This window comes from Nonomuraea sp. NPDC050540, assembly GCF_044457485.1.
Lineage (GTDB): Bacteria > Actinomycetota > Actinomycetes > Streptosporangiales > Streptosporangiaceae > Nonomuraea.
In genome coordinates this window covers 148513-174980 of record NZ_JBITHA010000003.1, presented here as the reverse complement: position 1 = coordinate 174980, position 26468 = coordinate 148513, and the positions used below count along the sequence as shown (strand labels likewise).

Below are 26468 nucleotides of genomic sequence, written 5' to 3'. Positions count from 1 at the left end.
CATGCAGGCCACGCGTCAGGCCACGCGGCCGCCCGCCGTACGCTCGAAACACCCGTCCTACAAGGCCCTGGAGCCCACGCGCGGCGGGAAGATCGCCAGGATCGTCCTGCTGGCGATCGCGACGCCGGTGACGCTCTTCCCCTTCTACGCGATGGTCGTGCTGTCGCTGAAGCCCGGAGCGGCCGTCACCTTCCCGCAGAGCATGTTGCCCTGGCCGGTCGACTTCAGCGCCTACGGCGAGGTACTCGGCGGGCGCGACCTGCTGAAGTGGACGTTCAACACGCTCGTCTACTCCGTGGTCAGCGTCGTGGCCGTGCTGCTGCTGGCCTCGCTGGCCGGGTACGCCTTCGCCAAGAAGCGTTTCCCGGGGCGCGAGCCCATGTTCTGGTCGTTCCTGGCGATGGTGATGGTGCCCTACCACGTCACGCTGATCCCGACGTTCGTCCTCATCGCGCAGCTCGGCGGCGTGGACACCTACTGGGGGCTGATCCTGCCGACGCTGGCCAACGCGCAGGCGGTGTTCCTGATGCGGCAGTTCATCATGGGGCTGCCGGACGAGCTGTTCGAGGCGGCGCGGCTCGACGGCGCCTCCGAGTGGCGGATCTTCACCAGGATCGTGCTGCCGCTGTGCAAGCCGATCCTGGCCACGCTGGGGGTCTTCGTCTTCCTGTGGCACTGGAACGACCTGCTGTGGCCGTTGATCGTGGGCGGCAGCGCGGACATGCGGACGCTGACGGTCGGCATCGCCTCGCTGCACCAGGAGAACGTGCCGCTCAGCGTGGTGCTGGCCGGGGCGACGGTGGCGTTCGTGCCGATCTTCGCCGCGTACCTGGTCGGGCAGCGCTACTTCACCGAAGGCGTCACGATGTCGGGGATCAAGGGCTGATGGGCGGACGGGTGGTGGTCGCGGTCCCGCCGGGGCTGCGGGAGCAGTTCTTCCCCGGCCCGGTCCCGCCGCCCGGGGCGGACGGGGAACTGACGGCGGAGGCCGAGGTTCTGGTCACCTCGTGGGGCGTGCCGCCGCTGACACGTGAGGTGCTCGACCTGGCTCCCCGGCTACGGCTGGTCGCGCACACGGGCGCCTCGGTCAAGCCGTTCGTGACGGACGAGGTGTGGGCGCGCGGCATCCGGGTGACGCAGGCGGGCGCGGGCATGGCCAGGCCGGTCGCGGAGGTGGCGCTGGCCTTCACCCTCGCGCTGCTGCACCGGGTGCACCGCTTCGACCACGCGCTGCGCGGCGGCCTGCCGTGGGCGGTCGCCGAGCGGGCCCCGGCCAGGCACGAGATCGGCGGCTGCCCGATCGGCGTCATCGGCGCCTCGCGCACCGGCCGCGCCTACATCGAGCTGGTCAGCGCGCTCGGCGCCGAGGTGAAGGTGGCCGACCCCTTCCACCCGGGCGCCGTCGAGCTGGACGAGCTGCTGGCCGGGAGCCGCGTCGTCGCCGTGCACGCGCCCGCGCTGCCGGAGACCCGCCATCTGCTGGGCGCGCGCGAGCTGGCCCTGATGCCGGACGGCGCCATGCTGGTCAACACGGCCCGCTCCTGGCTGGTGGACGAGGCGGCGCTGCTGACCGAGCTGCGCTCCGGCCGCCTGGACGCCGCGCTCGACGTCTTCGACGAGGAGCCGCTGCCGGCCGGGCACCCCTTCCGCACGCTGCCGAACGTGCTGCTGACCCCGCACCAGGCGGCCGCGACCGTCGAGGGCCGCCGGCGCCAGGGCGAGATCGTGGTCGCCGAGATCGCCCGGTTCCTGGCCGGGGAGCCTCTGGAGCACGAGGTCACCGCGGACATGCTGGCGAGGATGGGATGATCAGGACGGCCCGCCCCGGCGACCGCGACGCGCTCTACGCGCTGTGGGCGACGTGCTTCGACGCACGGCACCTCGTGCCGTTGTACGAGAGCGACCCCGGCCGCCACGGGCGCACCTTCGTCGTGCCCGGCCCCGGCGGCCTGCTGGCCGGCGTCTACTACCTGCCGCGCCCGATCCGCGACGGCCGCGGCGGGGTGCTCCGCGTGGGCGGCCTCGCCAACGTCGCCACCCGCCCCGACGCCCGTGGGCAGGGCCACGTCCGCCGCCTGCTGGCGGCAGCGGCGGCCGCGATGGCCGCCGACGGCTGCGCGTGGTCGCTGCTGTTCACCGGCACCCCCGCCGTCTACTCCGGCTGGCGTTCGTTCGAGCTGCCGCTGGTCAGCGGGCCGCTGGCCGTTCCCGGCCGGGTCCGGGCGCCGTTGCGGGCCGCCGTTCCCGAGGAGCTGGCCGCCCTGCACGAGGCGCACAACCGCCGCCGTCCGCTGACCACCGTCCGCGATCCGGCGCACTGGCGGGTCAGGGTGCCCGTCTGGTACGGCGAGCTCCTCCGCACCGACGACGCCTACGCCGCCGTGCGCTGGCACGCCGACGAGCTGGAGATCCTCGAGGTCGCCGGGGACCTGGAGACGCTGCTGCCCGCGCTGGCCGGTGCGGCCCTGCGGCGCGGGATCCGGCGGGCGCGGGCGCGGCTCGCGTGGGACGATCCGGCGGTGCCGTACCTGCTGGCGAGTGTGCGGCGCGGCAGCGACCGGACGGGGATGGCCCGCGCGCTGCTGGCCGACCCTGACCCGGTCGTGCGGGCGCCGGGCGCGGCCCACTGGCCCGCCGACTACTTCTGAGCTACATGGTGACGGTGATCGTGTTGGACGCGCGGTCGTGCATGCCGCGGTTGTCGCGGTCGTAGATCACCGCGGGCACCGCCAGGCAGAGCAGCACGGTCCGCACGAACACCGGCAGCAGCCTCGGGATGCCGCCGTCCATGGCGACGACCTTGATCTTCATCAGCCGGTGCCCGAACGTCTGGCCCAGGAAGGCCACCAGCAGCAGGTACTGCAGGGCGAAGATGAGCACCGGCGCCCACGGCGACCCGGTGGGGCTGATGCCCAGGATGAGCTGCGCGATCGCCCAGGTGCAGATCATCCAGTCGATGACCAGCGCCGCGATCCGCCGCCCCCACCCGGCCACCGACCCGCTGCCCCGCTCCGGCAGTCCCAGCCGCTGACCCGGGTACCCGAGGTCGACCCCGGCGGCGCGCACGCCGCCGAGCCAGGTCTGCGTCCAGCGCGGCTGCTTCTCACTCATGCCCACCACGGTATCCGGCGGGGGCGCCGGTCGCGATTGTGACCCAATCGCGCTTCTGCCTGGGCGTTTCCGCACGCATGATGTCTCCTCATGGACGACCTCGACGCACGCTTCCAGGAGCTGGTGTCCCAGATCGGGGAGGACGAACAGCGCAGGATGCGCGAGGCCGCCGCCAAGGCCGCGCGCCGGGCCGCGCCGCCCTCGTCCCGGCGGCCGTCCTCACGCGCGCGGCGGTGGGCGCTGGCCGTCGTCCTGGTCCTGGCCGTGCTGGTCGCCGCGGCGAGCGTGCTGGCCTTCCGCCCCGAGTTGCTGACGCCCGAGCCCGCCGTGCGGCGGATCCAGCCCGCGCCGACGAGCACGCCGGAGCCGCCCGCGCCCGCCGACCCCTTCGAGGGCTCGCCCGCCGCCGGATACGCCTCGGGAGCGGCGGGTTTCGAGCTGCCCGCGCCCAAGGCGATCGGCGGGCTGTCGGCGAAAGAGGCGGGCAAGGGGCTGGCGCGGGTGCGCGACCTGCTGACCGCCGCCTACCTCGACCCCGCGACGCTCATGGGCGGCGAGCCCAGGGCCTTCGCCGCCCTGGCCGACGCCGAGCAGCGTAGGAAGGTCACCCGGGCCTGGGTCAACAGCTTCGCGCCCGGCACCACCGAACTGGCCACCGACGTCATCAAGGTCCGCGGCGAGGCCACGCTCTCCCGCTACCGCGAGGGCGCCCGCGTGAAGGTCACCTACCTGGTCGTCTACGCCGTCCAGCCACCGGGCCGCCCCGACCAGGTGGTCCGGCTGGTGACGCACGCGCGGGGCTCGTTCGACATCTTCGAGTCGGCGGGCAAGGTCCGCGTGTGGGTCGAGAGCCTGGGCGCCGGCGCCACCCCGGTGCGTTGCGACACCGACGACTACATCCACCCGCAGTTCCCCGTGTCCGACCCGGGCCAGGTACGTGGCACCGGCGCGCCGAGCGACCCCTATGACCTGCATCAGCCCCAGGGCGACGGATGCACGGCCTCGTCGGCCACGTGAGGCCCCTTAACACCGGCGAAACAAACGAGACACGGCGTGGAAATCGCCTCGCCCTAACGTCGGGCTGATACCCGTCCCCAGGGAGGTTCGAGAGTGTTCAACTCCGCCGACGACGTCCTGAAGTTCATCCGGGACGAAGGGGTGCAGTTCGTCGATGTCAGGTTCACCGACCTGCCGGGGACGACGCACCATTTCACCTTCCCGGTCGAGAACTTCGGCGCCAGCGTCTTCACCGACGGCCTCATGTTCGACGGCTCGTCGATCCGCGGGTTCCAGGCCATCCACGAGTCGGACATGCTGCTCCTGCCCGACCCGACGAGCGCGGTCGTGGACCCGTTCCGCCAGCACAAGACGCTCAACATCAACTTCTTCGTGCACGACCCGCTGACCGGCGAGGCCTACAGCCGCGACCCGCGTAACGTCGCCCGCAAGGCGGAGGAATATCTCAAGGGCACGGGCATCGCCGACACCGTCTTCTTCGGCCCCGAGGCGGAGTTCTACATCTTCGACGACGTCCGCTTCGAGACGAGCGCGAACGCCGGCTACTACTACATCGACTCCATCGAGGGCGCCTGGAACACCGGCAAGTCCACCGAAGGCGGCAACCTGGGCTACAAGCCGCGCTACAAGGGCGGCTACTTCCCCGTCCCGCCCATGGACCACTTCACCGACCTGCGCTCGGAGATGGTCCGCAACCTCATCGAGTGCGGCATCGACGTCGAGATGCAGCACCACGAGGTCGGCACCGCGGGCCAGGCCGAGATCGACTTCAGGTTCGGGACGCTGCTGAAGACCGCCGACAACCTGATGCTCTACAAGTACATCATCAAGAGCACCGCCCTGGAGTACGGCCACACGGTCACCTTCATGCCCAAGCCGATCTTCGGTGACAACGGCTCCGGCATGCACTGCCACCAGTCGCTGTGGAAGGACGGCTCCCCGCTCTTCTACGACGAGGTGGGCTACGCCGGCCTGTCCGACACCGCCCGCTACTACATCGGCGGCCTGCTCAAGCACGCCCCCTCGCTGCTGGCCTTCACCAATCCGACGGTGAACTCCTACCACCGCCTGGTGCCCGGCTACGAGGCCCCGGTCAACCTGGTCTACAGCCAGCGCAACCGCTCCGCGTGCGTCCGCATCCCGATCACCGGCTCCAACCCGAAGGCCAAGCGCATCGAGTTCCGGGTGCCCGACCCGTCGTGCAACCCGTACTTCGCCTTCGCCGCCATGCTGATGGCCGGCATCGACGGCATCCGCAACAAGATCGAGCCGCCGGAGCCGGTGGACAAGGACCTCTACGAGCTGCCGCCCGAGGAGGCGCGCAACATCCCGCAGGTCCCGGGCTCCTTGACCGACGTCCTGAACGCCCTGGAAGCCGACCACGACTACCTCCTGGAGGGCGGCGTCTTCACGCCCGACCTCATCGAGACGTGGATCGCCTACAAGCGCGAGAACGAGGTCGACCCGATCCGCCTGCGGCCCCACCCCCACGAGTTCGAGCTGTACTACGACGTGTAGGCGGCGGCCTGGGCCCGGCATCGACCTCGGTGCCGGGCCTTCGCCTGTTCAGGGCCCGGCCGGGTCGTGTGGCCGGGCGAGGGTGGCCAGGTGGGATCGGGCCTGTTCGGTCACCACGTGGCCGGGGCCGAGGACGCGTTCGCCGGTTTCCAGCAGTTCCGCGTACAGCGTGAGCGCGGTGGCGGGGGCGCCGGTCAAGGCCAGGAAGTCGGCGAACACCAGCTTGGTCTGCAGGGTGAAGACGTTGTCGGCGCCGAGTACGCGCTCGTATCCGGCGATGCAGGCGCGGTAGAGCTCCGTCGCGCGCCGGTCGTCTCCGGAGTTGCCCACCACCATCGCCAGGCCCCGCTGGGCCATCAGCGTGTCGGAGTCGTTCTCGCCCAGTGACCGGACGCAGTCGGCGCAGGTTGACTCCATGAGGGCGATCGCGCGTTCGTGCTGGTCGGCGTGGCTGACGGTCAGGGCGAGGAGGCCGCGGCGGGCCAGCGTGGTGCGGTGGCCGGAGCCCAGGACCCGGACGTGTTCGGCCACCGCCCGCTCCTGCAACGGCACCGCGTCGACCGGGTCGTAGTTCAGGCTGTAGACATCGGCCAGGCCCGCGTAGGACTTGAGGGTGCCGCGGTGGTCGGGGCCCAGGACGCGGATGTAGTCGACGATGGTGCGCTCGTAGAGTTCCACCGCTCGTTCCGGCTGGCGTAGGTGGCTGTAGGAGAAGGCCAGGTCGGCCCTGGTGTTCAGGGTGATTTCGTGGTGGGGGCCGAAGACGCGTTCGAAGTCGGCCACGCACTGCTCGTAGAGTGCCACGGCGTCGGCGTTGCTGGAGTGGCGGGCCCGGTAGCCCACGGCCAGTTGCCTCAGGGCGGCCAGTACGGGAACCGGGCGCTCGCCCACATGGGCGTAGACCGCCTCTGTCTGAGTGACGAAGGACTCCCATTTGTCGCGGTCCACCCAGGTGTCCAGCGGGCGGTAGTCCTGGAGGAGTTCGGCGGCGCGGTCGAGGGCGTGGCCCGTGGCGCCGGGGTCGCGTTCCCTGAGTACGCGCTGCGTCACCCGGTGCACCACCACGGACAGGCGGTCCTGGCTCCAGGTCAGCAGCGACCTGCGCACGAGGGCGGCCAGGCGGTCCAGGGCGTCGTCGTCGATCGCCGGGTAGAGCAGGCAGCGCGGGACGCCGTCAGGGGACAGGACGGACAGGACGTTGAGGACGTCGGCCGCGCCGTCGATCTCGGCCTCCGCCGCCTCCACCGCGAGGGTCACGGCCTGCACGGCGCTGTCGGGATAGGCGTCGCTGTCGAAGCTGCGCAGGCTCCTGGCCAGCGGTACGCGGCGCAGCGTGGCCAGATACGCGGCGTAGGTGGAGCCGCGATCCTCGATCAGGGCCGCGGCCTGCGCCAGGGCGAGCGCCAGGTGGCCCAGTTCGCGGGCCAGGGCGGCGGCGCCGGCGGGGTCGTCCAGGCCGGTGGCCCGCTCCAGGAACGCCACCGCCTCGCGCTCGGTGAACACGTCCACGGGCACCCGCGCGCCCAGCCGGTCGAACGCCCGGTCCCTGGTGGTGATTACCGTCTGCACATTGCCGGTCGCGGGCACCCATCGGCGCAGCTCGCGTACGCTGGCCGCGTTGTCGAAGACCACGAGGCAGGGCTCGCGGGCGGCGGCCAGCCAGTCGCGGGCCTTCTCGGCGGCCTCGGCCGCGGAGTCGCCGGCGCCGCGCAGGCCCGCCCGATCGGCGAGACGGCCGAGCCCGGCGACGATCTGCTCATGCGTCTCGGCGTGGACCCAGGCGACGACGGCGAACGAGGCGCCCTGGCATTCGCGGGCGTACGCGGCGGCCATCGTGGTCTTGCCGACGCCCGGCGCCCCGCTCACCGAGCGGACCACGCTCACCCGGTCCTCGCCGCGCAGTCCGGACATGATGCCGGGACGCTCCTGGAAGGAGGCCGGGGGCTGGGGGATGTCCCCCACGACGAGCCGCCCGGCGGCAGCCGGAGGCGCCCCTACCTGAACGGTGTTGTGATCGCCTGGGATGACGATGGCGCGCTCGCCGACAGAGCCGGCGGCCACGGCCCGGTCGCCCGCCGCGTCCTGGGTCATAGTCCAGTATGTGCATTTCGGGGGTCCGTCGCAGGCGTGATCGGCCGATCGCATTGCGGGCCGTACGTGCCGGGGTGTATCAAGGCGCGGGGTGATCCATTGTGCTGTCTCTTTACGTTGATCTCGCGATCGGGCTGATCCTGTCGTTCCTGCTGCTGTCGTTGCTGGTCAGCGGCATCAACGAGGGCATCGTGCGGCTGCTGGCCATCCGCAGCAAGTTTCTGTGGGCCTACCTGCGCGACACCCTGGACGGGTCCTCCGGAGGCAGGGCGTGGCTGCCGGCCAAGATCCGCGACGTCTTCACGGCGCTGCCGTTCCTGCGCGACCCGCGGCCCAAGCACAGCGACCAGCCTGCGCCGGTGGAGTCCACGATGCCGGCCCACGAGTCGGCGGGCGACGACGCGATGACGAAGCTGCTGTACGAGCGGGTCCGCGAGATCGACCATCCCAAGACGGGCAAGACCAGCATCTCCAACATCCCGCCCGCCCGCTTCGCCGTGGCACTGATGGAGCTGGCGGCCACCGACCCCAACGGCGTCGAAGGCTGGCTGGCCAAGCTCAAGGCGATGAAGAGCCCGCTGTACGGCCACCTCATGGGCGTCTGGGAAGGCGCCCAGCGCGACCTCGACCGCTTCAGGCAGGGCGTCGAGACCTGGTTCGACGGCGAGATGCAGCGCCTGTCGATGCTGTACAAGCGCTACGTGAAGTGGGTCATGGCCGCGCTCGGGCTGGCGGTGACGCTGCTGTTCAGCATGGACGGCCTGGAGTACGCCAAGACGCTGCTGCGCGACAACGCGCTGCGCGCCGGCGTGGCCGCGGTGGCCGCCGGTGACCCGGCCACCGTCAACGAGCTCAAGGCCAAGTGCACCGAGAACATCCAGCTGACCGACTGCCTCACCGAGACCCTCAGCTCGCCCGCGCTGGTCAAGATCTTCGACAACGCGATCATGAGCATCGCCATCCCGGCCGACGGCGACCCCAGCGTCCACTGGAACGGCGGCGTGTGGTGGGAACGCCTCACCACGCTCAGCCACTGGCCCGGTTACCTGCTGACCTACGTGGCGCTGCTGTTCGGGGCGCCGTTCTGGTGGGACCTGTTCCGCCGCGTCACCGGGCTCAAGGGCCGCCGATAAGATCGTCCTCACTCCCGGCAGTGAGGACGATCGTGATCGACGACTACGCCCGCGCGATGGGCCGCACCCCCGACGGCCTGCGTCTGGTGCGCGGCGAGCACGCCGACGTGGTGCTCGACGACGACGCCGGGCTGGCCTGGCGATTCCCCCGCTACGGCGCCCCGGTGGAGCCGCTCGCCGAGCGGATGCGCCTGGTGCGCGCCCACGGCCTGCCCGCTCCGGAGGTGGTGCTCGTGCGCGCCGGCTGCCTGGTGACCCGCCTGCTGCCGGGCGTGCCGCTGTCGGAGCTGACGCCCGTGGAGCCGGACGCGCTCGCCGCGCTCCTGGCGCGCCTGGCCGCCGTCCCGCACGACGGCGCCGCATCCTGGCGCGCGGAGTGGCGGACCCTCGCCACCGAGGTACGGCACCGCGTCGTCCCCCTGCTGTCCCCCGAGGCGGGCCGAAGGGCGCTGGCCGAGGTCACCGCGGCCGCCGAGACCGCCGCGAGCGCCCCGGCCGGGTTCGTCCACGGCGACCTGGGCGGCGCCAACGTCCTGATCGAGAACGGCCGGGTGAGCGGCGTCCTCGACTGGGACGAGGCGGGGCCCGGCGATCCGGCGGTCGACTTCGCGGCGCTGTCGGTCTCCTCGCCGGATCCGGTCAGGCGGCGGCTGGCCGTACGGTTTCCCGATCTCGCGGAACGGGCGCGCGCCTATGCCGCGACCTTCGCCCTCCAGGAGGCCGTGCACGGGCTCCTGCACGACGAGCGGGAGGCTGTGGAGGCGGGGCTTTCGTCCTATCGTTGACAGGATGGAGACCGAGCGACTGATCATGCGCCGCTGGCGCGAGGAGGACCGCGAGCCGTTCGCCGCCATGAACGCCGACCCGGAGGTGATGGAGCACTTCCCGGCCCGGCTGACGCGTGCGCAGAGCGACATGATGATCGACCGCATGGAGATGGGCTTCGCGCGCGACGGCTACGGGCTGTGGGCGCTCGAGGTGCGGGAGAGCGGGGAGTTCGTCGGCTTCACCGGGCTGATCTACTGGGACTTCCCCGCCCATTTCACCCCGGCCGTCGAGATCAGCTGGCGGCTGACCAGGTCCGCCTGGGGCCACGGGTACGCCACCGAAGCGGCCGGGGCGGCGCTGGCCCGCGGCTTCGGCGAGCTGAACCTGAAGGAGATCGTCTCGATGACCGCCGTGCGCAACGTCCGCTCCCGTGCCGTCATGGAACGCCTGGGCATGACCCGCGACCCGGCCGACGACTTCGACCACCCGAACGTTCCCGAGGGCAGCCCGCTCCGCCGTACCGTTCTTTACCGGCTGAGCCGTCCTTAGAGCGCGCCGTCCCCGAGGATCGTGTTGAACGCCGTCGTGGCCAGGTCACCCTTGGCGCCGCCGTAGTAGGCGAGCAGTTCCTGGCCGACCCAGTCGCCGGCGACGAGCTCGTCGGCCCGAGCGGTGTCGGCGCCGGGGAACAGCTGGGGCAGCAGGCGCGCGGCGTACACCAGGGCCAGCACCGCGGCGGTGCGGGGCGTGACCTCCGCGCCGCCGAGCCCCGCCTGGATCCGCTCCCGCACCTCCTGCTCGAAGGCCGGGTCGCCCTGCGGGTAGCGGGTGCTGGTGAAGACTCCGAAGCTCCTGCGCCGGTCGGCCCGCAGCGCTCCGGTCCTGGCCAGGCCCGCCAGGATCGGGGCCGGGTCCTGCTCGGCGTGCAGCCTGGCGAACCACGTGCGCGGCAGGAGCGTGGTCTCGACCTCGCCGAACCTGGCCAGCACCGCGTCGAGCGCCGCGTCGCCGGTCGGCGCGCCGTCCAGCAGCAGGACGCCGCCGTCCTCGTCGAGCTCGATCCGCTCCCTGAGCGCGAGCTCCGCCATCAGCGCCGCGACGAGGACGAGCTTGAGCCGCTCCTCCTTGACCAGCGGCTTGCCGTCCTCGTCCCCGTGTGCGAGGAGCACGAACTCCTCGGCGATGCTCAACGTCATGCCCCGAGTGTGCCTCCTGCCGCCGGGGCGGGTGCAGACTCCCCCGTCATCGATCCCGCCTGACAAACGTCATCCCGGCTCAGGAGCCGTAGAAGACGCGTTCCACCACCTGGCGGGCGCGGCGGGTGACCCGGCGGTAGTCGTCCAGGAGGTCCTCGGAGCCGTCCGGCGGGTAGCCGAGGGTGCGGGCGATGAGGCGGCGCTCCGGGGCTCCGGCCGGGAGGCTGTCGCCCGGACGGCCCTTGACGAGCATGATGGCGTCCCGGATGCGGGAGGCGGCCCGCCACGCCTCGCCCAGCACCGTCTCGTCGGCCGCGTCGAGCAGGCCCTCCTCCACCGCCGCGCGCAGCGTGCGCAACGTCCGGGTGGTACGCAGGGGCGGGTGCTCGTGGGCATGCTGGAGCTGGAGCAGCTGGGCCACCCACTCCACGTCGGACAGGCCGCCGCGGCCCAGCTTGGTGTGCAGGGCCGGGTCGGCTCCTCGGGGCAGGCGCTCGGCCTCCATCCTGGCCTTGAGCCGGCGGATCTCCCTGACCGCCTCCTCGCCGATGCCGCCCTTCGGGTAGCGCAGGCCGTCGGCCGCCGCCGTGAACTCCGCCCCCAGCCCGGCGTCCCCGGCCGAGAAGCGGGCGCGCAGCAGCGCCTGCGACTCCCAGGGCGAGGACCACCGGGCGTAGTAGGCGGCGTAGGAGGCGAGCGTACGCACCAGCGGGCCCTGCCTGCCCTCCGGCCGCAGGTCGGGGTCGATGAGCAGGGGCGGGTCCTGGGCGGGCAGCGCCAGCAGCCGGCGCAGCTCGTTGGCCACCGCGAACGCGGCCTCCGACGCCTCCCGTTCCGCCGCGCCCGTGAGCGGCGAATGGACGAACATGACGTCGGCGTCGCTGGCGTAGGAGCACTCCATCCCGCCCAGCCGGCCCATCGCGATCACCGCGAAGCGGGTCGGCGGCGGGGCCCGGCGTTCCAGGGTGACCTTGGCCACAGCCGCGTCGAGCGCCGCCTGGATGGTGACGTCGTTGAGCTCCGACAGGGCCACGCCCACCTGTTCGATGTCGATCAGGCCGGAGATGTCGGCGACGGCCGTACGGAAGAGCTCCTTGCGGCGCAGCGCGCGCACGGCGGCCACGGCCGCTTCGGCGTCGTCGTGCCGGGAGACCGCCGCGGAGGCCTCGGCCAGCAGCGCGGCGGCGGGACGGGTGGCGAGCTCGTCGTCGGAGCCGAGCAGCGCGACGGCGTCGGGGGCGTTGGTGAGCAGGCCGGTCGCGTAGCGGCTGGTGCCCAGCACGCGGGCCATCCGCGCGGCCACGGCGGTCTCGTCGCGCAGCAGCCGCAGGTACCACGGCGTCGAGCCCAGCTTGTCGCTGACCTGGCGGAAGCCCAGCAGTCCGGCGTCGGGATCGGGGGTGCCGGCGAACCAGCCCAGCATCACCGGCAGCAGCGTGCGCTGGATGGCGGCGCGGCGGGAGACTCCGCTGGTCAGTGCGGCGATGTGGCGCAGGGCTCCGGCGGGGTCCACATACCCGAGCGCCTCCAGCCTGGCCGCCGCGGCCGACGGGGAAAGGCGCGCCTCCGACTCGGGCAGCCGGGCGACCGCCTGCAGCAGCGGCCGGTAGAACAGCTTCTCGTGCAGCCGCCTGGCCTCCATGGCGTGGCGGCGCCAGCGCGCGGTGAACTCGCCCACCGGGTTCACCTGCGTGCCGAGCGCGCGGCCGAGGCGGCGCAGGTCCTCGTCGGCGGTCGGCAGGACGTGGGTACGGCGCAGCCGGTGCAGTTGCAGCAGATGCTCGACCTGGCGCAGGAACGTGTAGGCCTCGGCCAGCTGGCGGGCGTCCTCACGGCCGACGTACCCGCCTCGGGACAGCGCGGCCAGGGCGGGCAGCGTGGCCTTGCGACGCAGCAGCGGGTCGAGGCGGCCGTGGACGAGCTGCAGCAACTGCACCGCGAACTCGATGTCGCGCAGGCCGCCGGGCCCCAGCTTGATCTGCCGCTCGCCCTCCGCCCGCACGTGCCGCTCGACGCGGCGGCGCATCGCCTGGACGTCCTCGACGAAGTTCTCGCGGGTGGCGGCCGACCAGACCAGGTCGTTCACGGCGGCGACGTAGGAGGCGCCCAGCTCCAGGTCGCCGGCGATCGGGCGGGCCTTGAGCAGCGCCTGGAACTCCCACGTCTTGGCCCAGCGGCGGTAGTAGGCCAGGTGGCTGGCGAGCGTGCGTACCAGCGGGCCCGAGCGGCCCTCCGGGCGCAGGCCCGCGTCGACCTCCCACAGGGCGCCTTCTGAGGTGGCGGCCGAGCAGGCGCGCATCATCGCCTGGGCCAGGCGGGTGGCGGTGCGCAGCGCCTTGGTCTCGTCGGCGCCGTCGCGCGGCTCGGCCACGAAGATGACGTCGACGTCGCTGATGTAGTTGAGCTCGCGGGCGCCGCACTTGCCCATGCCGATGACGGCCAGCCGTACCGTGTCCAGGCCGTCGGGGGCCTCGGCGCGGGCGATCGCGAGCGCCGCCTCCAGCGCCGCGCCCGCCAGGTCGGACAGCTCCGCCGTCACCTCGGCCGGCGCGGCCTGACCGGTCAGGTCGCGCGCGGCCAGGTGGAGCAGGCGGCCGCGGTAGGCGACCCGCAGCGCCACCAGGGTGTCGGTCGCCGCGCTCGCGCGGGGCTCGGTCGCGGCGGGCTCGGCGCCGACCGCGCGCAGCAGCTCGGCGCGCACTTCACCCGGCTCCGGTACGGCCAGCAGCCCCACCTGCCCGGGATGGCGCACCAGGTGTTCCCCGAGCGCCGCGCTCACCCCGAGGACGGCGAACAGGCGCTCGCGCAGCGGGCGGTCGGCGTGGAGGGCGGCCAGGACGGCGGGGTCGCGTTCGGCGAGCCGGGTGAGCGAGGTCAGCGCCAGGTCGGGATCGGCCACCCGCACCAGGTCGTCGAGCAGTTCTTCCACGACGGACGCGCCGGACGGGTCCGGGGTGAGGCCGGCGACCAGGCGGGCCGCGCGGGCGCCGTCGGCGAAGCCGAGCTTGGCCAGGCGGGCTGCGGTGGACTCGATCCTGGGCACCTCCCCATCTTGACAGGTGGCCTCGTGAAACGCTTAGAGTGAAACGCAACGGTGCGTTGTGTTTTGTCGGGAGGGCGATGATGGGGCAGGTTCCGAAGACCGTGACGTGGGGGCTGCTGGCGGCGTGGGCGGTGCACGACGCCGAGGAGCTGGCGACGATGGCCGGGTGGGTGCGCGACAACCGGGAGCGGCTGGAGGAGCGGTTCCCGCAGGTGCCGTGGGAGCGGCTGGAGATGTCGCAGCGGCAGGTGAACGTGGCGATCGGGCTCATGGCCGGGGTGATCGCCGGCGCCGCGGCCGACGGGGCGCGTACGGGTGGGCGCAGCCCGCTGTTCCAGACGGTGCTGGCCGGGTTCGGGCTGCACGGGCTGGTGCACCTGGCCCAGGCCGCGATCACCCGCGGCTACACGCCGGGGCTGGTGACCTCACCGCTCGTGGTGCTGCCGTTCTCCGTGTGGGCGTGGCGGCGGTTGAAGGCCGAGGGGGTTACGGTGCGCGGGAGCACGGCGGGGCTGCTGTACTTTCCCGTGGTGCTGGGCGGGGTCCACGCGCTGGCCCACCTGCTCACCCGGCCGCGGAAGCCCCGGGAGAACGACCGCTGGTTCTGACGACGGCGGCGAAGGCCTCGGCGACCGGCCGCCAGGTCGCGACCAGGGCCGCGTCGGCGGCCTTCACCTCGGCCGCCAGCTTCTGGTCCTGCCCGGAGGCGGCGATCCAGCGGTCGAAGATCTCGGGGGTGACCTCGGGGTGGAACTGCACCGCCCACGCGCTCGTCCCCAGCCGGTAGGCCTGGTGGGGGTAGCGCTCGCCGGTCATGAGCGGCGTCGCGCCCTCCGGCAGGGTGGTCATGGCGTCCCTGTGGAACTGCGCGGCGGGGACCGTTCCCACCAGGCCGGAGCCGGACAGAAGGGGGTCGGCGACGGGGAGCAGGGTCACCCGGCAGGCGCCGACCTCCAGGCCGGCGGCGCCGCGTTCGACCGTTCCGCCGCAGGCCAGCGTCATGAGCTGGGCGCCCAGGCAGATGCCGAGCACCGGGGTCTCCTCGGCTACCGAGCGGCGGATCAGGTCGCGGGTGGCGGGCAGCCAGGGGTAGGCCTCGTCCTCCCAGGCGGCCATCTCGCCGCCGAGCACGATGAGGCCGCCGGCGGCGCGGGCGGGGATCGGGTCACCGAGGTAGGGGCGGACGATGTCACAGGGCAGGCCGAGCCAGGCGGCGAAGTACCCGAGGGGCGCGTCGGCCTCGTGTTCGATGACAGTGATCCGCATATGGCGTAATTTACCGGCAACTTTCCCCAGATCAGACGCATCCAAGTGGCCATGGGGAAGTTGATCGACGGGGACCCGCAGCGGCTCGGCTCGTACTGGCTGGCGGGGCGGCTGGGCGCGGGCGGGCAGGGCGTCGTCTACGAGGGGTACGGCGAGGACGGCCGCCGGGTCGCGGTCAAGGTGCTGCACGGCGACCAGACCGCCCAGCTGGTCAGGGAGGCGGAGGCGGCCCAGCGGGTGGCGTCCTTCTGCATCGCCGAGGTGGTCGGGGCCGATCTGGAGGGGCCGCGGCCGTACATCGTGAGTGAGTACGTCGAGGGGCCGAGCCTGCGGGCGGCGGTCGCCGGCGGGCGCCGGTTCGCGGGCGGGGACCTGCACCGGCTGGCCACGGCGATCGCCACCGCGCTGACCGCGATCCACGACGCCGGGGTGGTGCACCGCGACCTCAAGCCGGACAACGTGCTGCTCGGGCCCGACGGGCCCCGGCTGATCGACTTCGGCATCGCCAGGACCGCCGAGATGTCGCTCACGACGACGGGGCTGGTGACCGGGACGCCCGCCTACATGGCGCCCGAGGTGTTCACGGGGCAGCGGGCGGGGGCGCCGGCGGACGTGTTCGCCTGGGCCGGCGTGCTCGTCTTCGCCGCCACCGGCGCCGACCCGTACGAGGCCGACAGCCTGGGCGCCATCATGCACCGCGTGCTGTCGTCCACGCCCGACCTGAGCGTGCTGCCCGGCTCGCTGCGCCCGATGGCCGAGGCGGCGATGAGAAAGGACCCGGCCGAGCGCCCGAGCGCCCGGGAGCTGCTGCTCGCCCTGGTCAGCGGCGACACCCGGCTCGACGCCGCGCATCTGAGCCGCGGCGGGCCGGGCGGCTTCGACACCGGGCGCCTGCTGGCAGCGGGCGGGCGCGAGGCGGCGCGGATGGGCGCCGAGGCCGACGACCCCGCTCTGGGCACGCTCGCCGAGGAGACCTACGGCCTCCTCGATCCGGCCGTGCGGGAGCTGGCGCCCGAGGTGTTCCTGCGGCTGGTCACGGTCGGCGCGCGCGGCGAGCTCACGGTACGGCGGGCCGCCCTGGCCGAGATCCTCGACGGCCGCCCCCTGCCCGAGGCGGCCGCGGCCAAGCGCCTGCTGGATGTCTTCGGCTACCTCCTGACCAGGACGGACGACGAGGTGACGCTGGCCCGCCCGGCACTCCCCCACGCCTGGCCGCGCTACCGGCGCTGGATCGAGGCCAACCGCGACGGCCTGGCCGTACACCGGGAGATCCTCGCCGCGGCGAGCCGGTGGGAGGCGGCGGGACGCAGGGACGGCGACCTGTTCCAGGGCAGCGGCCTGGAGAACGCCCTGCAGTGGGCGGCCACGGCGCGCCGGAACATCACGCTGTCCACGGCCGAGCGCGACTTCCTGGAGGCGGCCGCGCGGCTGTCGCGCAGCCGGGCCAGGCGCTCGCGGCTGGCCGCGCTGAGCCTGGCGGGGATGCTGGTGATCGCGCTGGTGGCCGGCGGGCTGGCGATCCACCAGGGGCGGCTGGCCGACGAGCGGGCCGAGCAGATCGCCGGGCAGTTACGCAGGTCGGAGGCGGACCGGCTGGCCACGCTGGCCGCCTCGACCCGGCGCGCCGACCCGATGCTGGCGGCGCTGTTCAGCGCGACGGCGTGGAGGCTCGACCGGACGCCGCGCACGCGGGCGGAGCTGACGGTCTCCGCCAACCAGCGTGAGACCGGCATGTTCCGTGATCCCGCGACCAGCCCGGACACGATGCGGGCCATCAGCGCGAACGGCCGCCTGCTGGTGAGCGTCGACGACGACGAGGCCCGGTTGTGGGACCTGCGGACGGGGCGGCGCGCGGGCGGGGTGCGCGCGCTCGGGCTCAAGGGTGCGTTGGTGGGCGCGGTGGAGTTGTCGCCGTCCGGGCGCACGCTCGTCGTCGTGACGGCGAAGGGCGCGAAGGCGTGGGAGGCGCGCTCGGGCCGTCCGGTGCGGAGCCTGGCCTTCGCCAAGCCGTTCGACCTGGTCGACGAATGGGCCGGCGTGGTCTTCCGCTCCGAGGACACGCCCGTGGTCGTCGGCCCCGACACGGGCCTGCGGTGGGACCTGCGCACGGGCGCGAGCGGGCCCTCGCGGGTGCGCGACGGCATGGTCTTCAGCCAGGACGGACGCTGGCGAGCAGAGGAGACCGGCGTGCCCGACCCTGATCGGGTGCGGCTGACCGGGCGCGGGCGGATGGAGGAGCTCGGTGACCTCGACGGCGCGGGCACGCAGGGCGTCTGGAACAAGGGCGCCCCGGTCTTCGACGGCGACGGGCGGCTGGTGGCCACCGTGGCGGAGGAGACCGTCCAGTTCTGGCGGATGTCCGACACCCAGTTGCTCGCCTCGGTGCCGGTCAGGGGCGAGGCGGAGGAGGCGTCGCGGCCGACCGGCGGCTTCGACGGCACGACCTTCCGCTACCTGCAGGCCGACCAGGTCTTCTCGCTCGACGTCGCCGACCTGCGCGGCGGGCCGGTCAACCCGGTGGAGGTGGGGCAACTGGCGCCGGGCGGGGCCAGGATGGCGATCGGCGGCCTGGACGACGGCGTGCGGATCCGGCGGGTGTCCGACGGCAGGCCCGAGGGCGGGGCGCTGGAGCTGGAGACGGCCCACTTCAGCCCGGACGGCCGCCTGATGGTCAGCACCGACCTGGATGGACGGCGGGTGACGGTGGTCGAGGACGGCACGGTCCACACGTTCACCCCGGACGCGAAACTGGGGCCGGAGCTGGTCTCCGTCAGCCCGGACGGCGCCCTGCTCGCGCTGTCGATGACCTCGCCGGGGTTCAAGCGAAAAGATGACTATCTGGTTCAGGTCTGGGACTGGCGGACCCGCCGGATGCTGTGGCAGTTCAGGCACGACGGTCAGCCGCTCACGACCTTCTCCCCCGACGGCCGGCGGCTGGCCCTGGGCGGGCGGCAGGTGACGGTGATAGACGTGGCCACCGGCAACCCGATGGGCCCGCCGTTCGCCGGCAGCGGCAGGGACAGCGCCGTCGTCGGCCTGCACTTCGACCGTGCCGGCGGCACCCTGTTCGTGATCGACTCCCGCGAGCGCATGACCGGCTGGGACCTGGCCACCTGGCGGCGTACGGGCGGGGTCTCCACCGGCGTCGGCACGATCAGCGCGCGCTCGCCCCGCGAGGACGTGGTCGCGGCCTGGACCACCGCCGACGGCAGGGTCCGCCTGTACGAGCCGGTCAGCGGCACCGAGCTCGCGACGCTGCGCGACACCGGCGGCGCCATGGACCCCCAGGTGCGCGAGGTGCTCTCGCTGGCTTTCAGCGCCGACGGCTCCACCCTGCTGACGCTGGACCGCGACGGCCGGCTGAACGAGCACCCGGTCGCCCCGGCCAAGGTCGCCGCCGCCGTCTGCGCACGCGCCGGCCGCTCGCTCAGCGAGGCGGAATGGCGGACCTACGTGAATCCGGGACTCCCCTACGCGAAAGGCTGCTCCTAGGATCACGTCATGCGATACGACGAGGTGGACGGGATGCGGTTCGCGGTCTTCGGATCCGGGCCGAAGCTGATCGTCGCGGTGCACGGCATCACGGCCTCGCTGATGGCGTGGAACGCGGTGGCCGCGCACCTGCCGCCGGAGTGGTCGCTGGTCGCCATGGACCTGCGCGGACGCGGCCACAGCGCGGACCTGCCCGGCCCCTACGGTCTTGAACGGCACGCCGAAGACGTGCTGCGGGTGGCCGGGCACGTGGGCGCCGGCCCCGGCACGGTGCTGACCGGGCATTCGATGGGCGCGTACGTGGCGGTGCTGGCGGCGGCGCGGCGCGCGTTCGAGCGGGTGGTGCTGGTGGACGGCGGGCTGCCGTTCCCGCCCTTGGCGCCGGGGGCGGACGTGGACGCCGAGATCGAGGCCACGCTCGGCCCGGCGATCGCCCGGCTGAGCCAGACGTTCGCGTCGGCGGACGACTACGTGGCCTTCTTTCAGGCGCATCCGGCCTTCGCCGGCCGCTGGACGCCCGCGGCCGAGCAGTACGTCCGCTACGACCTGACCGGGCCCGAGGGGGCGCTGCGCTCACGGGCCGTCGGTACGGCGGTACGCGAGGACGGCCGGTGGATGCGGCTCAAGGGGGCGGAGATCGGGTCGGCGCTGGCCGCGATCGAGGCGCCGGTGACGTTGCTGCGGGCGCCGCGCGGGCTGCTCGACCAGGAGGTCGGGATGCTGCCCGGCCCGCTGGCCGCGCACTGGGCGCAGCGGGTGCCGGGGCTGCGCGACGAGCTGGTGCCCGGCTGCAACCACTACACGATCATGTTCGACGGGCGGTGCGCGGCGCTGGTGGCCGCCCGCCTGTCAGGGGTACGGCCGGGCCGTACCCCTTGACGGGTCAGCGTGGAGCGATCCACGTGGCGCGCGCGGCGGCGACCAGGGTGCCGTCGCCGTCGTAGATGGCGCTCTCACCGAAGAGCTTGCGGCCCTCGCGGCCGGTGGCGCGGCCGACGACCGAGTAGGTGCCGTCGGGGTAGACCCGGCGGTGGATCTGTACGGCCAGCCGCCCGAGCAGGGCCGACTCGCCGGGGCCGAAGTGCGCCCAGCCGGTGACGCAGTCGAGGGCGGCGCCGACGATGGCGTCGGGCACGCCGTCGTCACCGGCGACGTTGTACGGCACCCGCCAGCCGGCCGCGACCAGGTCGGTGCCCTCGACCGGGCCGGGGTAGATCCGCAGGCCGTCGCCGGGGGCGCGCAGGCCGCAGACGAAGCACTCGGGGAAGGCGTGGCCCTGCCAGCCGGGGAACCCGGCCTCGGCGCGGGCGGCGTCGGCGAAGCGCACGTACTCGGGGGCCTTGAGGTCCTCGTGCACGGGGATGGCCTCGACCAGCAGCTTGTCGCCGTGGTAGAGCGAGGCGGTGTTGGCCACGTGCTCCAGGCGCAGTTCGGTCTCCACGGGGGTGGGGGCGTGGAGGGTGACCTCGACGGCGTTGCCTCGGCCTCCCAGAGCTTCGGCGACCGTACCGGCCAGCCAGCCTCCGTTGACGATCCCCTGGGGACCCTGGAAGCGCTCAGGAACGGTCAAAACAGTCTGCAGAGCAGCCGTCGTCATGCGTCATCCTCCTTCATCGCGATATAACGCCCACGCCAGAAAGTTCATTTCAAACAGACCTATTTTAGGGGCTCTTGCCTGGACCATTGCGCTCGCCCCAGGCTGTTCGGGGACCCCAGGTGTGCGAGACATCCGGAAAGGTCCGTAATATACGGACCTCATTGAGACGGATGTGACTCGGGGGTCACCTGTGAGACTACCCGGCCGCGGCCGGGACGCAGCTGACCCGTCGTACCCCTAGGAGATCCCACCCGATGACCGTCAGCCGCCGGACCCTGCTCAAGACCGGCGCGGGACTACTGCCCGCCGCCGCGCTCGTCACCCGCCCCGCGCAGGCCGCGCCCGTGCCCGTCGTCGAGGCGAACGGCGTCGCCCCGTCGCAGCTGGCCGGGTTCGACAACCTGATGAAGAAGTTCGTCAAGGACCGCAACATCTCGCAGTCCCAGCTGGCGATCATGAAGAACGGCCGGATCGTGCTGGCGCGGGCCTACCGCTACAACGACGGCTCCCGCGCGGTGCCCGCGATCACGCCGACGTCGCCGATGCGCATCGCGAGCCTCAGCAAGAACATCACCGCCGCCGCGATCATGCGGCTGGTCCAGGACGGCAAGCTCAACCTGTCGGCGAAGGTCGCGCCGCTGCTCGGCCTGTCCACCACCACCGACCCGCGGCTGGCCCAGGTCACCGTGCTCCGGCTCATCCACCACCTGGGCGGCTGGGACCGCGACGTGTCCAAGGACCAGCTCTGGCTCGACCACACCATCGCCGCCGCCCTCGACGTGCCGCTCCCGATCGGGCACGCCCAGATCATGAAGTACGGCTCGCAGCGCCGCCTCGACCACGACCCCGGCACCAAGATGGTCTACAGCAACTACGGCTACATGCTGCTGGGCCGGATCATCGCCAAGGTCTCCGGCCAGTCCTACGAGTCGTACGTGCGCTCCAAGCTCCTCGCGCCGCTCGGCATCACCCGGATGCGGCTCGGGCGCAGCCTGCGCGCCGAGGCGTTCCCCGGCGAGGCGATCTACGAGTCGAAGTACACCAACAAGAGCGTCGTGGACGCCTCGGGCAAAGTCCTGCCCTACCCGTACGGCGGATTCAACATGCCCAACCAGGACGCCAACGGCGGCTGGCTGGCCTCCGCCGTCGACCTCGTGCGCTGGACGCTCGCCATGGACCGGCCCGGCAAGGTGCTCAGCTCGGCGTCGATCGCCCGGCTCATCGCCAAGCCGGAGACCGGGGTCAACGAGTTCGGCTCCTGGTACGGCGGTGGCATCTGGGTGCGCCAGGTGCCCGGGAACATCAACACCTGGCACAACGGCTCGATGCCGGGCACCTACACCTACCTGTGCCGGATCCAGAACGGCTTCAGCTACGCCGCCTGCTTCAACCGGCGCGAGGAGCAGGGCTCGCCCGACTTCGACGGGTTCTCCGAGCAGATGAACAAGGTCCCGGTGAGCTCGTGGCCCACCGGGGACCTCACGTCGCGCTACTTCTAGAAGCTGGTGGTCACCTTTAGAAGCTGGTGGTCACCGCCGCTCCGGTGAAGGCGGCGGTGCCGTACAGGCTGACGTAGTGGTAGCCCGCGGGCGGGTTGGTGACGGTGAGCGTGTGCGCGTTGCCGGCGCCGGTCGCCCGCTGGGTGTAGGAGCCGGTCGTGGCCCACGACGAGGAGCTGTAGTAGAGGTCGGCGTCACCGGTGCCGGCGTCGCTCTTGATGGTGAGCTTCGCCGTACCGGCCGGGACGAGGATGTACAGGTAGGCGTAGTTGCCCTGGGTGGCCGACAGGCCGCTGCGGCGGCAGTTCTGGCCGAGCGCCCGCGCGTCCGAGCCGGTGCACTCGGGGACGGGCGGCTCACCGGTGTCGCCGCCGCAGGCTCCGGCCGCGCAGGCCGTCAGCCAGGTGTCGAAGCTCGCGTTGTGGTTCAGTGACCTGAGGTGGGTGCGGGCGGCGTTCCAGTTGCCGGTGCGGTAGTGGCCGAGGACGGTGTTGACGTCCGCGCGGTGCTTTTCGAACATGTAGCGGACCGCGAGGTAGCCCCACCGGTAGACGCGCTGGGTGTCGTGGTCGTAGGTGGTGTCGAAGAGCGTGCTCAGCTGGTACGTGTGCTTGGCCGCCTCCTCGATCGCGGCGTCGTAGACCAGGCGGCGGTAGCCGTAGGAGACGTACTCGGCGAAGCCCTCGATCCACCAGATCGTCGGCGTGCTCACGCCTGCCCCGAAGTCGCCGTGCATGTTGAAGCGGCCGTCGAGGTAGTGCGTGTACTCGTGGTTGAGGTTCCAGATGTGGAACGCCGGGCGCAGCCACTCGGCCTCGTAGGCGATGAACCTGGGCAGGTTCCCTGCGGCCGACGGGTCGCCCTCCAGGTACATGCCGCCGTTGTTGGTGTCGATGCCGAAGATGGCGCCGGCGTAGGTCTGGTAGTCGTCGCTGGAGTCGAAGGCGTTGACCTCCAGCGTCGTGTTGTTGTCACCGGCGACCGGGCCGTTGTCGGCGGCCAGGTTGTGGAAGTAGGCGTCCTGGCCGCTCAGGCTGGAGCAGGTGCCGCTCAGCTCGGCCGCGGTCATCTGCTGGGCGCGGATCCTGAGCGTGGGGCCGCAGGTGTGCCGCACGGGCAGGGCGGCGGCGGTCAGGCGGTTCTGCAGGTCGCAGGTGTCGTAGAAGGCGCAGTTGGCGCGGTCGTAGAAGTCGGCCATCTCGGCCACGCCCACCCAGAGCTTGGCGGTCGGGCCGGTGATCCGCGAGCGCTGCAGCAGGTCGCGCAGCATAGGGCGGACCGTCGCCTTGAGCTGGGCGTGCTGCACGAAGCGGGCCAGCTCGCGGCCGGCGTTGCCGGTCAGGTAGGCGCGCTCGGTGCTGAGCAGGTTCAGGTGGTTGACGGCGAAGTCGCGCAGCGTGGTCAGGGTGCTGGGGTCGTTCTGGACGGCGGTGACGAACTCCGGCAGCTGGTGGCCGCGGAACAGGACGGTGTAGACGCTGTTGACCGCGTTCACCATGGACCACGAGGCGTCGTAGGTGCTGTTGTAGGCGGTCAGCAGGCGGCGTACGACGGGCAGGTAGCGGGCGTTCTCCTGGGCGCTGTCGATCAGGATGACCGCCTCGCCGAGCACTTCGCCGTTGGCGTCGCTGACCGTGCCGGACCGGGAGTTGTTGTGGAAGGCGTCGAGCCCGCCGCGGATGGCGGTCCTGAGCGCGGCGCCGTACTGGCCGACGTCCTGCGGGTAGTACCACTGCACGTAGTAGCCGGCGCGCAGGTACAGGACGAGCTGGAGTGTCTTGGTGCTGTTGTCGCCGGGGTAGGCGGCGGCGGTGGCGCGCAGGGCGTTCGCGACCGTCACCATCTGCGACTCCTGGAAGGCCGCGCGGGCCCGGGAGCCGGTGAGCGAGAAGAGCCCGTTGAGACAGCTCAGGTCGGCGGCCTTGACGGCGGTGACGAGGGCGGCTCCGGTGCGGCCCTCGACCTCGCAGGCGGCCAGCGATCTCTGCTGCCGGGCGGGCTCGTCGTAGTCCTGCTTGAGCTGGTCCGTGGTGGCGGGGAGGGGCGGCCGGACATCGGCCTTGAGGGGTTCGTCCTGCTGGTGCCGGGCTTCGGTGGTCTCGGTCGCCGGGCGGGGGGCCGGGTCGGTGCGGGGGGCGGGGTCCGTGCGCTGGGTGACGGTCTGTGAGGCGGGCGTCTGGGCATGGGCGGGTACGGCGAGGCCGCCGAGCACCAGCCCGGCCGCCACGAGTAAGGATCCTGCGACTCGCATCGCATACTCCTGAGTTGGGGGGTAGGTAATGTGATATGTAAAATTTCACATTGCGCGTAGGCGAATCAAGCCCAAACCTCACGGAAAATCCGCCGCGCACGCCTCGGCAACAGAGGCGCATCCCCAAGGGACCGATCCCACCTGGCCCGTTGCGCGACGCTGGACGACCCCCAGGGCGCCAACCCTTCCAGACCGGCGCCGGCCGTACCCCCGGCTGCCCGGCGCCAGGACCCGCAGGGCTCAAGGGACCGCAAGACCCGCACAACCGCAGGATCTGCGACAACCACGAGGCCCGCCCCCGGGGCCGGTGGTGTGTGAAGGGGGCGGGCGCGGCGGGTCGGCGCAGACGTTAGAGGGCGGTGGCCGTCACCACGCTGGACGCCGTCAGCGCGTGGACGCCGTCGGCGTCGGTGCGGTCGGCGAGGTTGGCGCGGACCGCGTCCAGCAGAGCGGTACGCCGCTCGTCCCCCAGCCCGGCCACCTCGGGCCCCACGGCCGAGAACGAGTACAGGCACGACAGCGCCTCGGCCCCGCCGGACACGGTGACCGGCACCGTCCAATGGTCCAGCCGCACCTGCCCGAACCCGGCGAACGCGACCAGGTCGGCGACCTCCTCACCGCCCAGCGACCACGGTTCCTCGAACAGCGCCGCCGTCTCCCGTCCCAGCACGGAGGTGAGCGCGGCGTGCAGGGCCTGGAAGAGCGGGTTGCGGTCCAGGGGCAGCCAGGTGGCGATCGCGAGACGCGCCCCCGGCCGCAGCGCGCGGCGCAGTTCGGCGACGGCGGCCCGGCGGTCGGGGACGTATTGGAGGACCTGCTGCATGGTGACCAGGTCGAACGCCTCGTCGGAGACGTGGAGCGGCGCTGCGCCGCACTCGACGTACTGGATGGCGGCGCTGCCCGCCGCGGGCGGCTCCTCCTTGGCGAGGGCGAGCATGCCGGCGCTGATGTCGGTGCCGACGACGGCTCCGGTGGGTCCCACGGCGGCGGCCAGGAGGCGGGCGACCGTACCGGGGCCGGTGCCGACGTCGAGGGCCCGTGCGCCGGGCGCGGGGGCGAGGGCGCCGACGAGCGCGTGGCCCCACGGCTCGAAGATCCCGGGCATCAGGATCTCCTTGTACGGGCGGACGGGGCGGGTGTCGGTCAGCTCGGGCGGGGTGGCGTAGACGGTGGTGGTGGAGCGGGTGCGCTCCAGGGTGTCGGCCAGGAAGTCGACCTCGTCGGGGGTGTTGTACAGGTAGAACGAGGCGCGCACGGCGGCGGGGATGCCGAAGCGGCTGCAGGCCAGCTGGGCGCAGTGGTGTCCGGAGCGTACGGCGATGCCGGCCTGGTCGAGGGCGGTCCTGACCTGCTGGAGCGGTACGCCGTCCAGGACGAAGGACATGAGGGGCAACCGGTCGGTGGTGTCCTCCGGGCCGATGAACCGGATGCCGGGGACCTGGGCGAGCCGGTCGAGCGCGTACTCGATGAGGGCCTGGTCGTGGTCGGCGATGGCGTCCATGCCGAGGGAGTCGAGGTAGTCGCAGGCGGCGCCGAGCCCGACGGCCTGGGCGACCGGCGGCGTGCCTGCCTCGAAGCGCAGGGGCGGCGGCGCGTAGGCCATGGCGTCCAGGGTGACGGTCTCGATCATCTCGCCGCCGCCGAGGAAGGGCGGCAGTTCGGCGAGCAGGTCGTACTTGCCCCACAGGACCCCGATGCCGGTGGGCCCGCACATCTTGTGCCCGGAGAAGGTGACGAAGTCGGCGCCGAGCGCGTTCACGTCGATGCCCAGGTGCGGCACCGACTGGGCGGCGTCGACCACGAGCAGCGCGCCCACCTCGGCGGCGCGGGCGGCGATGGGCGCGATGGGGTTGACGGTGCCGAGGATGTTGGAGGCGTGGACGACGGCGACCAGCTTGGTGCGCTCGGTCACCCGCTCTTCGAGCGCGGACAGGTCGAGGCGGCCGTCGTTCGTGATGCCCAGGTAGCTGATCTTCGCGCCGACCCGCTCGGCGAGCAGCCGCCACGGGATGAGGTTCGAGTGGTGTTCCATCTCGGTCACGACGATCTCGTCGCCGGGGCCGATGCGGTGCTCGTCGGCGGCCCACATGAGCGAGTTGGACAGCAGGTTGACGGCTTCCGTCGCGTTCTTCGTGAACACGATCTCCTCGCTGCGCCGCGCGCCGACGAAGGCGGCCACCTTGCTGCGGGCGCCCTCGTACAGCTCGGTGGCCTCGACCGCGAGGCGGTAGACGCCGCGGTGGACGTTGGCGTTGGAACGTGTGTAATAGGCGTTGAGCTGGTCCAGCACCGCCGCGGGTTTCTGCGTGGTCGCCGCGCTGTCCAGGTAGACCGGTGGGCGGGAGCCGTCAGCGGCCGGGTCGAAGAAGGGGAACGCCTTCCGAATCGTTTCGACGTCCAGTAGCCCCATCGTGATCTCCTTCTGCCGAAAGGTGTAGGGGCAGTCTGGGCACTGGAGATCGGGCTAGATCCAACTGCTGTTGTAC

At 72.4% G+C, this 26468-nt stretch carries 20 protein-coding genes; 12 read left to right on the top strand and 8 right to left on the bottom strand.

Annotation, left to right across the window (positions count from 1 at the left end; translation table 11 throughout):
* Position 1: 1 nt before the first annotated feature.
* The 3 genes from ACIBI5_RS11150 to ACIBI5_RS11140 are packed head-to-tail and all read left to right on the top strand — an operon-like array spanning position 2 to position 2648.
* Positions 2–886, top strand: a complete 885-nt coding sequence (locus ACIBI5_RS11150; protein ID WP_397245599.1) for a carbohydrate ABC transporter permease — start codon at positions 2–4, stop codon at positions 884–886.
* Positions 886–1809 carry a hydroxyacid dehydrogenase gene (locus tag ACIBI5_RS11145; RefSeq protein ID WP_397245597.1) on the top strand — a complete coding sequence of 308 codons (924 nt, stop codon included), beginning with the start codon at positions 886–888 and terminating at the stop codon, positions 1807–1809. The genes ACIBI5_RS11150 and ACIBI5_RS11145 overlap by 1 nt, the downstream gene beginning before the upstream one ends.
* Positions 1806–2648, top strand: a complete 843-nt coding sequence (locus tag ACIBI5_RS11140; protein ID WP_397245595.1) for a GNAT family N-acetyltransferase — start codon at positions 1806–1808, stop codon at positions 2646–2648. Before ACIBI5_RS11145 ends, ACIBI5_RS11140 begins: the two co-directional genes overlap by 4 nt.
* A 1-nt stretch (position 2649) precedes the next feature.
* Here ACIBI5_RS11140 and ACIBI5_RS11135 read toward each other — a convergent pair whose 3' ends face one another.
* Positions 2650–3111 (bottom strand): RDD family protein, encoded by a 462-nt coding sequence (locus ACIBI5_RS11135; protein WP_397245593.1) that lies wholly within the window; start codon positions 3109–3111, stop codon positions 2650–2652.
* 90 nt (positions 3112–3201) lie between these two features.
* Between ACIBI5_RS11135 and ACIBI5_RS11130 the strand changes: the two genes are divergently transcribed.
* The gene (locus ACIBI5_RS11130; RefSeq protein WP_397245591.1) at positions 3202–4128 is read left to right on the top strand and encodes a hypothetical protein; all 927 of its coding nucleotides are present in this window, start codon (positions 3202–3204) and stop codon (positions 4126–4128) included.
* Between the two features lie 93 nt (positions 4129–4221).
* Positions 4222–5646, top strand: a complete 1425-nt coding sequence (gene glnA, locus ACIBI5_RS11125; RefSeq protein ID WP_184970754.1) for a type I glutamate--ammonia ligase — start codon at positions 4222–4224, stop codon at positions 5644–5646.
* A gap of 48 nt (positions 5647–5694) precedes the next feature.
* Here the strand turns inward: glnA and ACIBI5_RS11120 are convergent, their stop codons facing one another.
* Positions 5695–7737, bottom strand: coding sequence for a tetratricopeptide repeat protein (locus tag ACIBI5_RS11120; RefSeq protein WP_397245589.1), 2043 nt, complete (start codon positions 7735–7737; stop codon positions 5695–5697).
* A gap of 101 nt (positions 7738–7838) precedes the next feature.
* Here ACIBI5_RS11120 and ACIBI5_RS11115 point away from each other — a divergent pair, with 101 nt between their 5' ends.
* From ACIBI5_RS11115 to ACIBI5_RS11105, 3 genes are read left to right on the top strand one after another with little or no spacing between them, the layout of a single operon-like run.
* Positions 7839–8870: a hypothetical protein gene (locus tag ACIBI5_RS11115; protein ID WP_397245587.1), complete on the top strand. Its 1032-nt coding sequence runs from the start codon at positions 7839–7841 to the stop codon at positions 8868–8870.
* Between the two features lie 20 nt (positions 8871–8890).
* Positions 8891–9655: an aminoglycoside phosphotransferase family protein gene (locus ACIBI5_RS11110; protein ID WP_397245584.1), complete on the top strand. Its 765-nt coding sequence runs from the start codon at positions 8891–8893 to the stop codon at positions 9653–9655.
* A 4-nt stretch (positions 9656–9659) separates the two neighbouring features.
* Complete coding sequence (locus ACIBI5_RS11105; RefSeq protein WP_397245582.1) at positions 9660–10187, top strand: GNAT family N-acetyltransferase; 528 nt, start codon at positions 9660–9662, stop codon at positions 10185–10187.
* Here ACIBI5_RS11105 and ACIBI5_RS11100 read toward each other — a convergent pair.
* Together ACIBI5_RS11100 and ACIBI5_RS11095 are read right to left on the bottom strand one after the other, a co-directional pair.
* On the bottom strand, positions 10184–10834 hold the full coding sequence (locus ACIBI5_RS11100; protein WP_397245580.1) for a GPP34 family phosphoprotein: 651 nt from the start codon (positions 10832–10834) through the stop codon (positions 10184–10186). The two genes, ACIBI5_RS11105 and ACIBI5_RS11100, sit on opposite strands and share 4 nt — an antisense overlap.
* A gap of 79 nt (positions 10835–10913) precedes the next feature.
* On the bottom strand, positions 10914–13877 hold the full coding sequence (locus ACIBI5_RS11095) for a bifunctional [glutamine synthetase] adenylyltransferase/[glutamine synthetase]-adenylyl-L-tyrosine phosphorylase (protein WP_397245578.1): 2964 nt from the start codon (positions 13875–13877) through the stop codon (positions 10914–10916).
* A 77-nt stretch (positions 13878–13954) separates the two neighbouring features.
* Here ACIBI5_RS11095 and ACIBI5_RS11090 point away from each other — a divergent pair, with 77 nt between their 5' ends.
* The gene (locus ACIBI5_RS11090; protein ID WP_397245576.1) at positions 13955–14485 is read left to right on the top strand and encodes an HXXEE domain-containing protein; all 531 of its coding nucleotides are present in this window, start codon (positions 13955–13957) and stop codon (positions 14483–14485) included.
* On the opposite strand, the gene ACIBI5_RS11085 is transcribed toward ACIBI5_RS11090, so the two are convergent.
* The gene (locus ACIBI5_RS11085) at positions 14442–15143 is read right to left on the bottom strand and encodes a type 1 glutamine amidotransferase (RefSeq protein WP_397245574.1); all 702 of its coding nucleotides are present in this window, start codon (positions 15141–15143) and stop codon (positions 14442–14444) included. The genes ACIBI5_RS11090 and ACIBI5_RS11085 overlap by 44 nt on opposite strands.
* Before the next feature lie 51 nt (positions 15144–15194).
* Between ACIBI5_RS11085 and ACIBI5_RS11080 the strand changes: the two genes are divergently transcribed.
* The gene (locus ACIBI5_RS11080) at positions 15195–18635 is read left to right on the top strand and encodes a protein kinase (protein WP_397245572.1); all 3441 of its coding nucleotides are present in this window, start codon (positions 15195–15197) and stop codon (positions 18633–18635) included.
* A gap of 9 nt (positions 18636–18644) precedes the next feature.
* Positions 18645–19514, top strand: coding sequence for an alpha/beta hydrolase (locus tag ACIBI5_RS11075; protein WP_397245570.1), 870 nt, complete (start codon positions 18645–18647; stop codon positions 19512–19514).
* 4 nt (positions 19515–19518) lie between these two features.
* Here the strand turns inward: ACIBI5_RS11075 and ACIBI5_RS11070 are convergent, their stop codons facing one another.
* Complete coding sequence (locus ACIBI5_RS11070) at positions 19519–20232, bottom strand: PaaI family thioesterase (RefSeq protein WP_397245568.1); 714 nt, start codon at positions 20230–20232, stop codon at positions 19519–19521.
* Positions 20233–20486: 254 nt separating this feature from the next.
* Between ACIBI5_RS11070 and ACIBI5_RS11065 the strand changes: the two genes are divergently transcribed.
* Complete coding sequence (locus ACIBI5_RS11065) at positions 20487–21731, top strand: serine hydrolase domain-containing protein (RefSeq protein ID WP_397245566.1); 1245 nt, start codon at positions 20487–20489, stop codon at positions 21729–21731.
* Positions 21732–21747: 16 nt separating this feature from the next.
* Here ACIBI5_RS11065 and ACIBI5_RS11060 read toward each other — a convergent pair whose 3' ends face one another.
* Positions 21748–23982, bottom strand: coding sequence for a M9 family metallopeptidase (locus ACIBI5_RS11060; RefSeq protein WP_397245564.1), 2235 nt, complete (start codon positions 23980–23982; stop codon positions 21748–21750).
* Between the two features lie 349 nt (positions 23983–24331).
* Positions 24332–26392, bottom strand: a complete 2061-nt coding sequence (locus ACIBI5_RS11055) for a SufS family cysteine desulfurase (RefSeq protein WP_397245562.1) — start codon at positions 26390–26392, stop codon at positions 24332–24334.
* Positions 26393–26468: the final 76 nt, after the last annotated feature.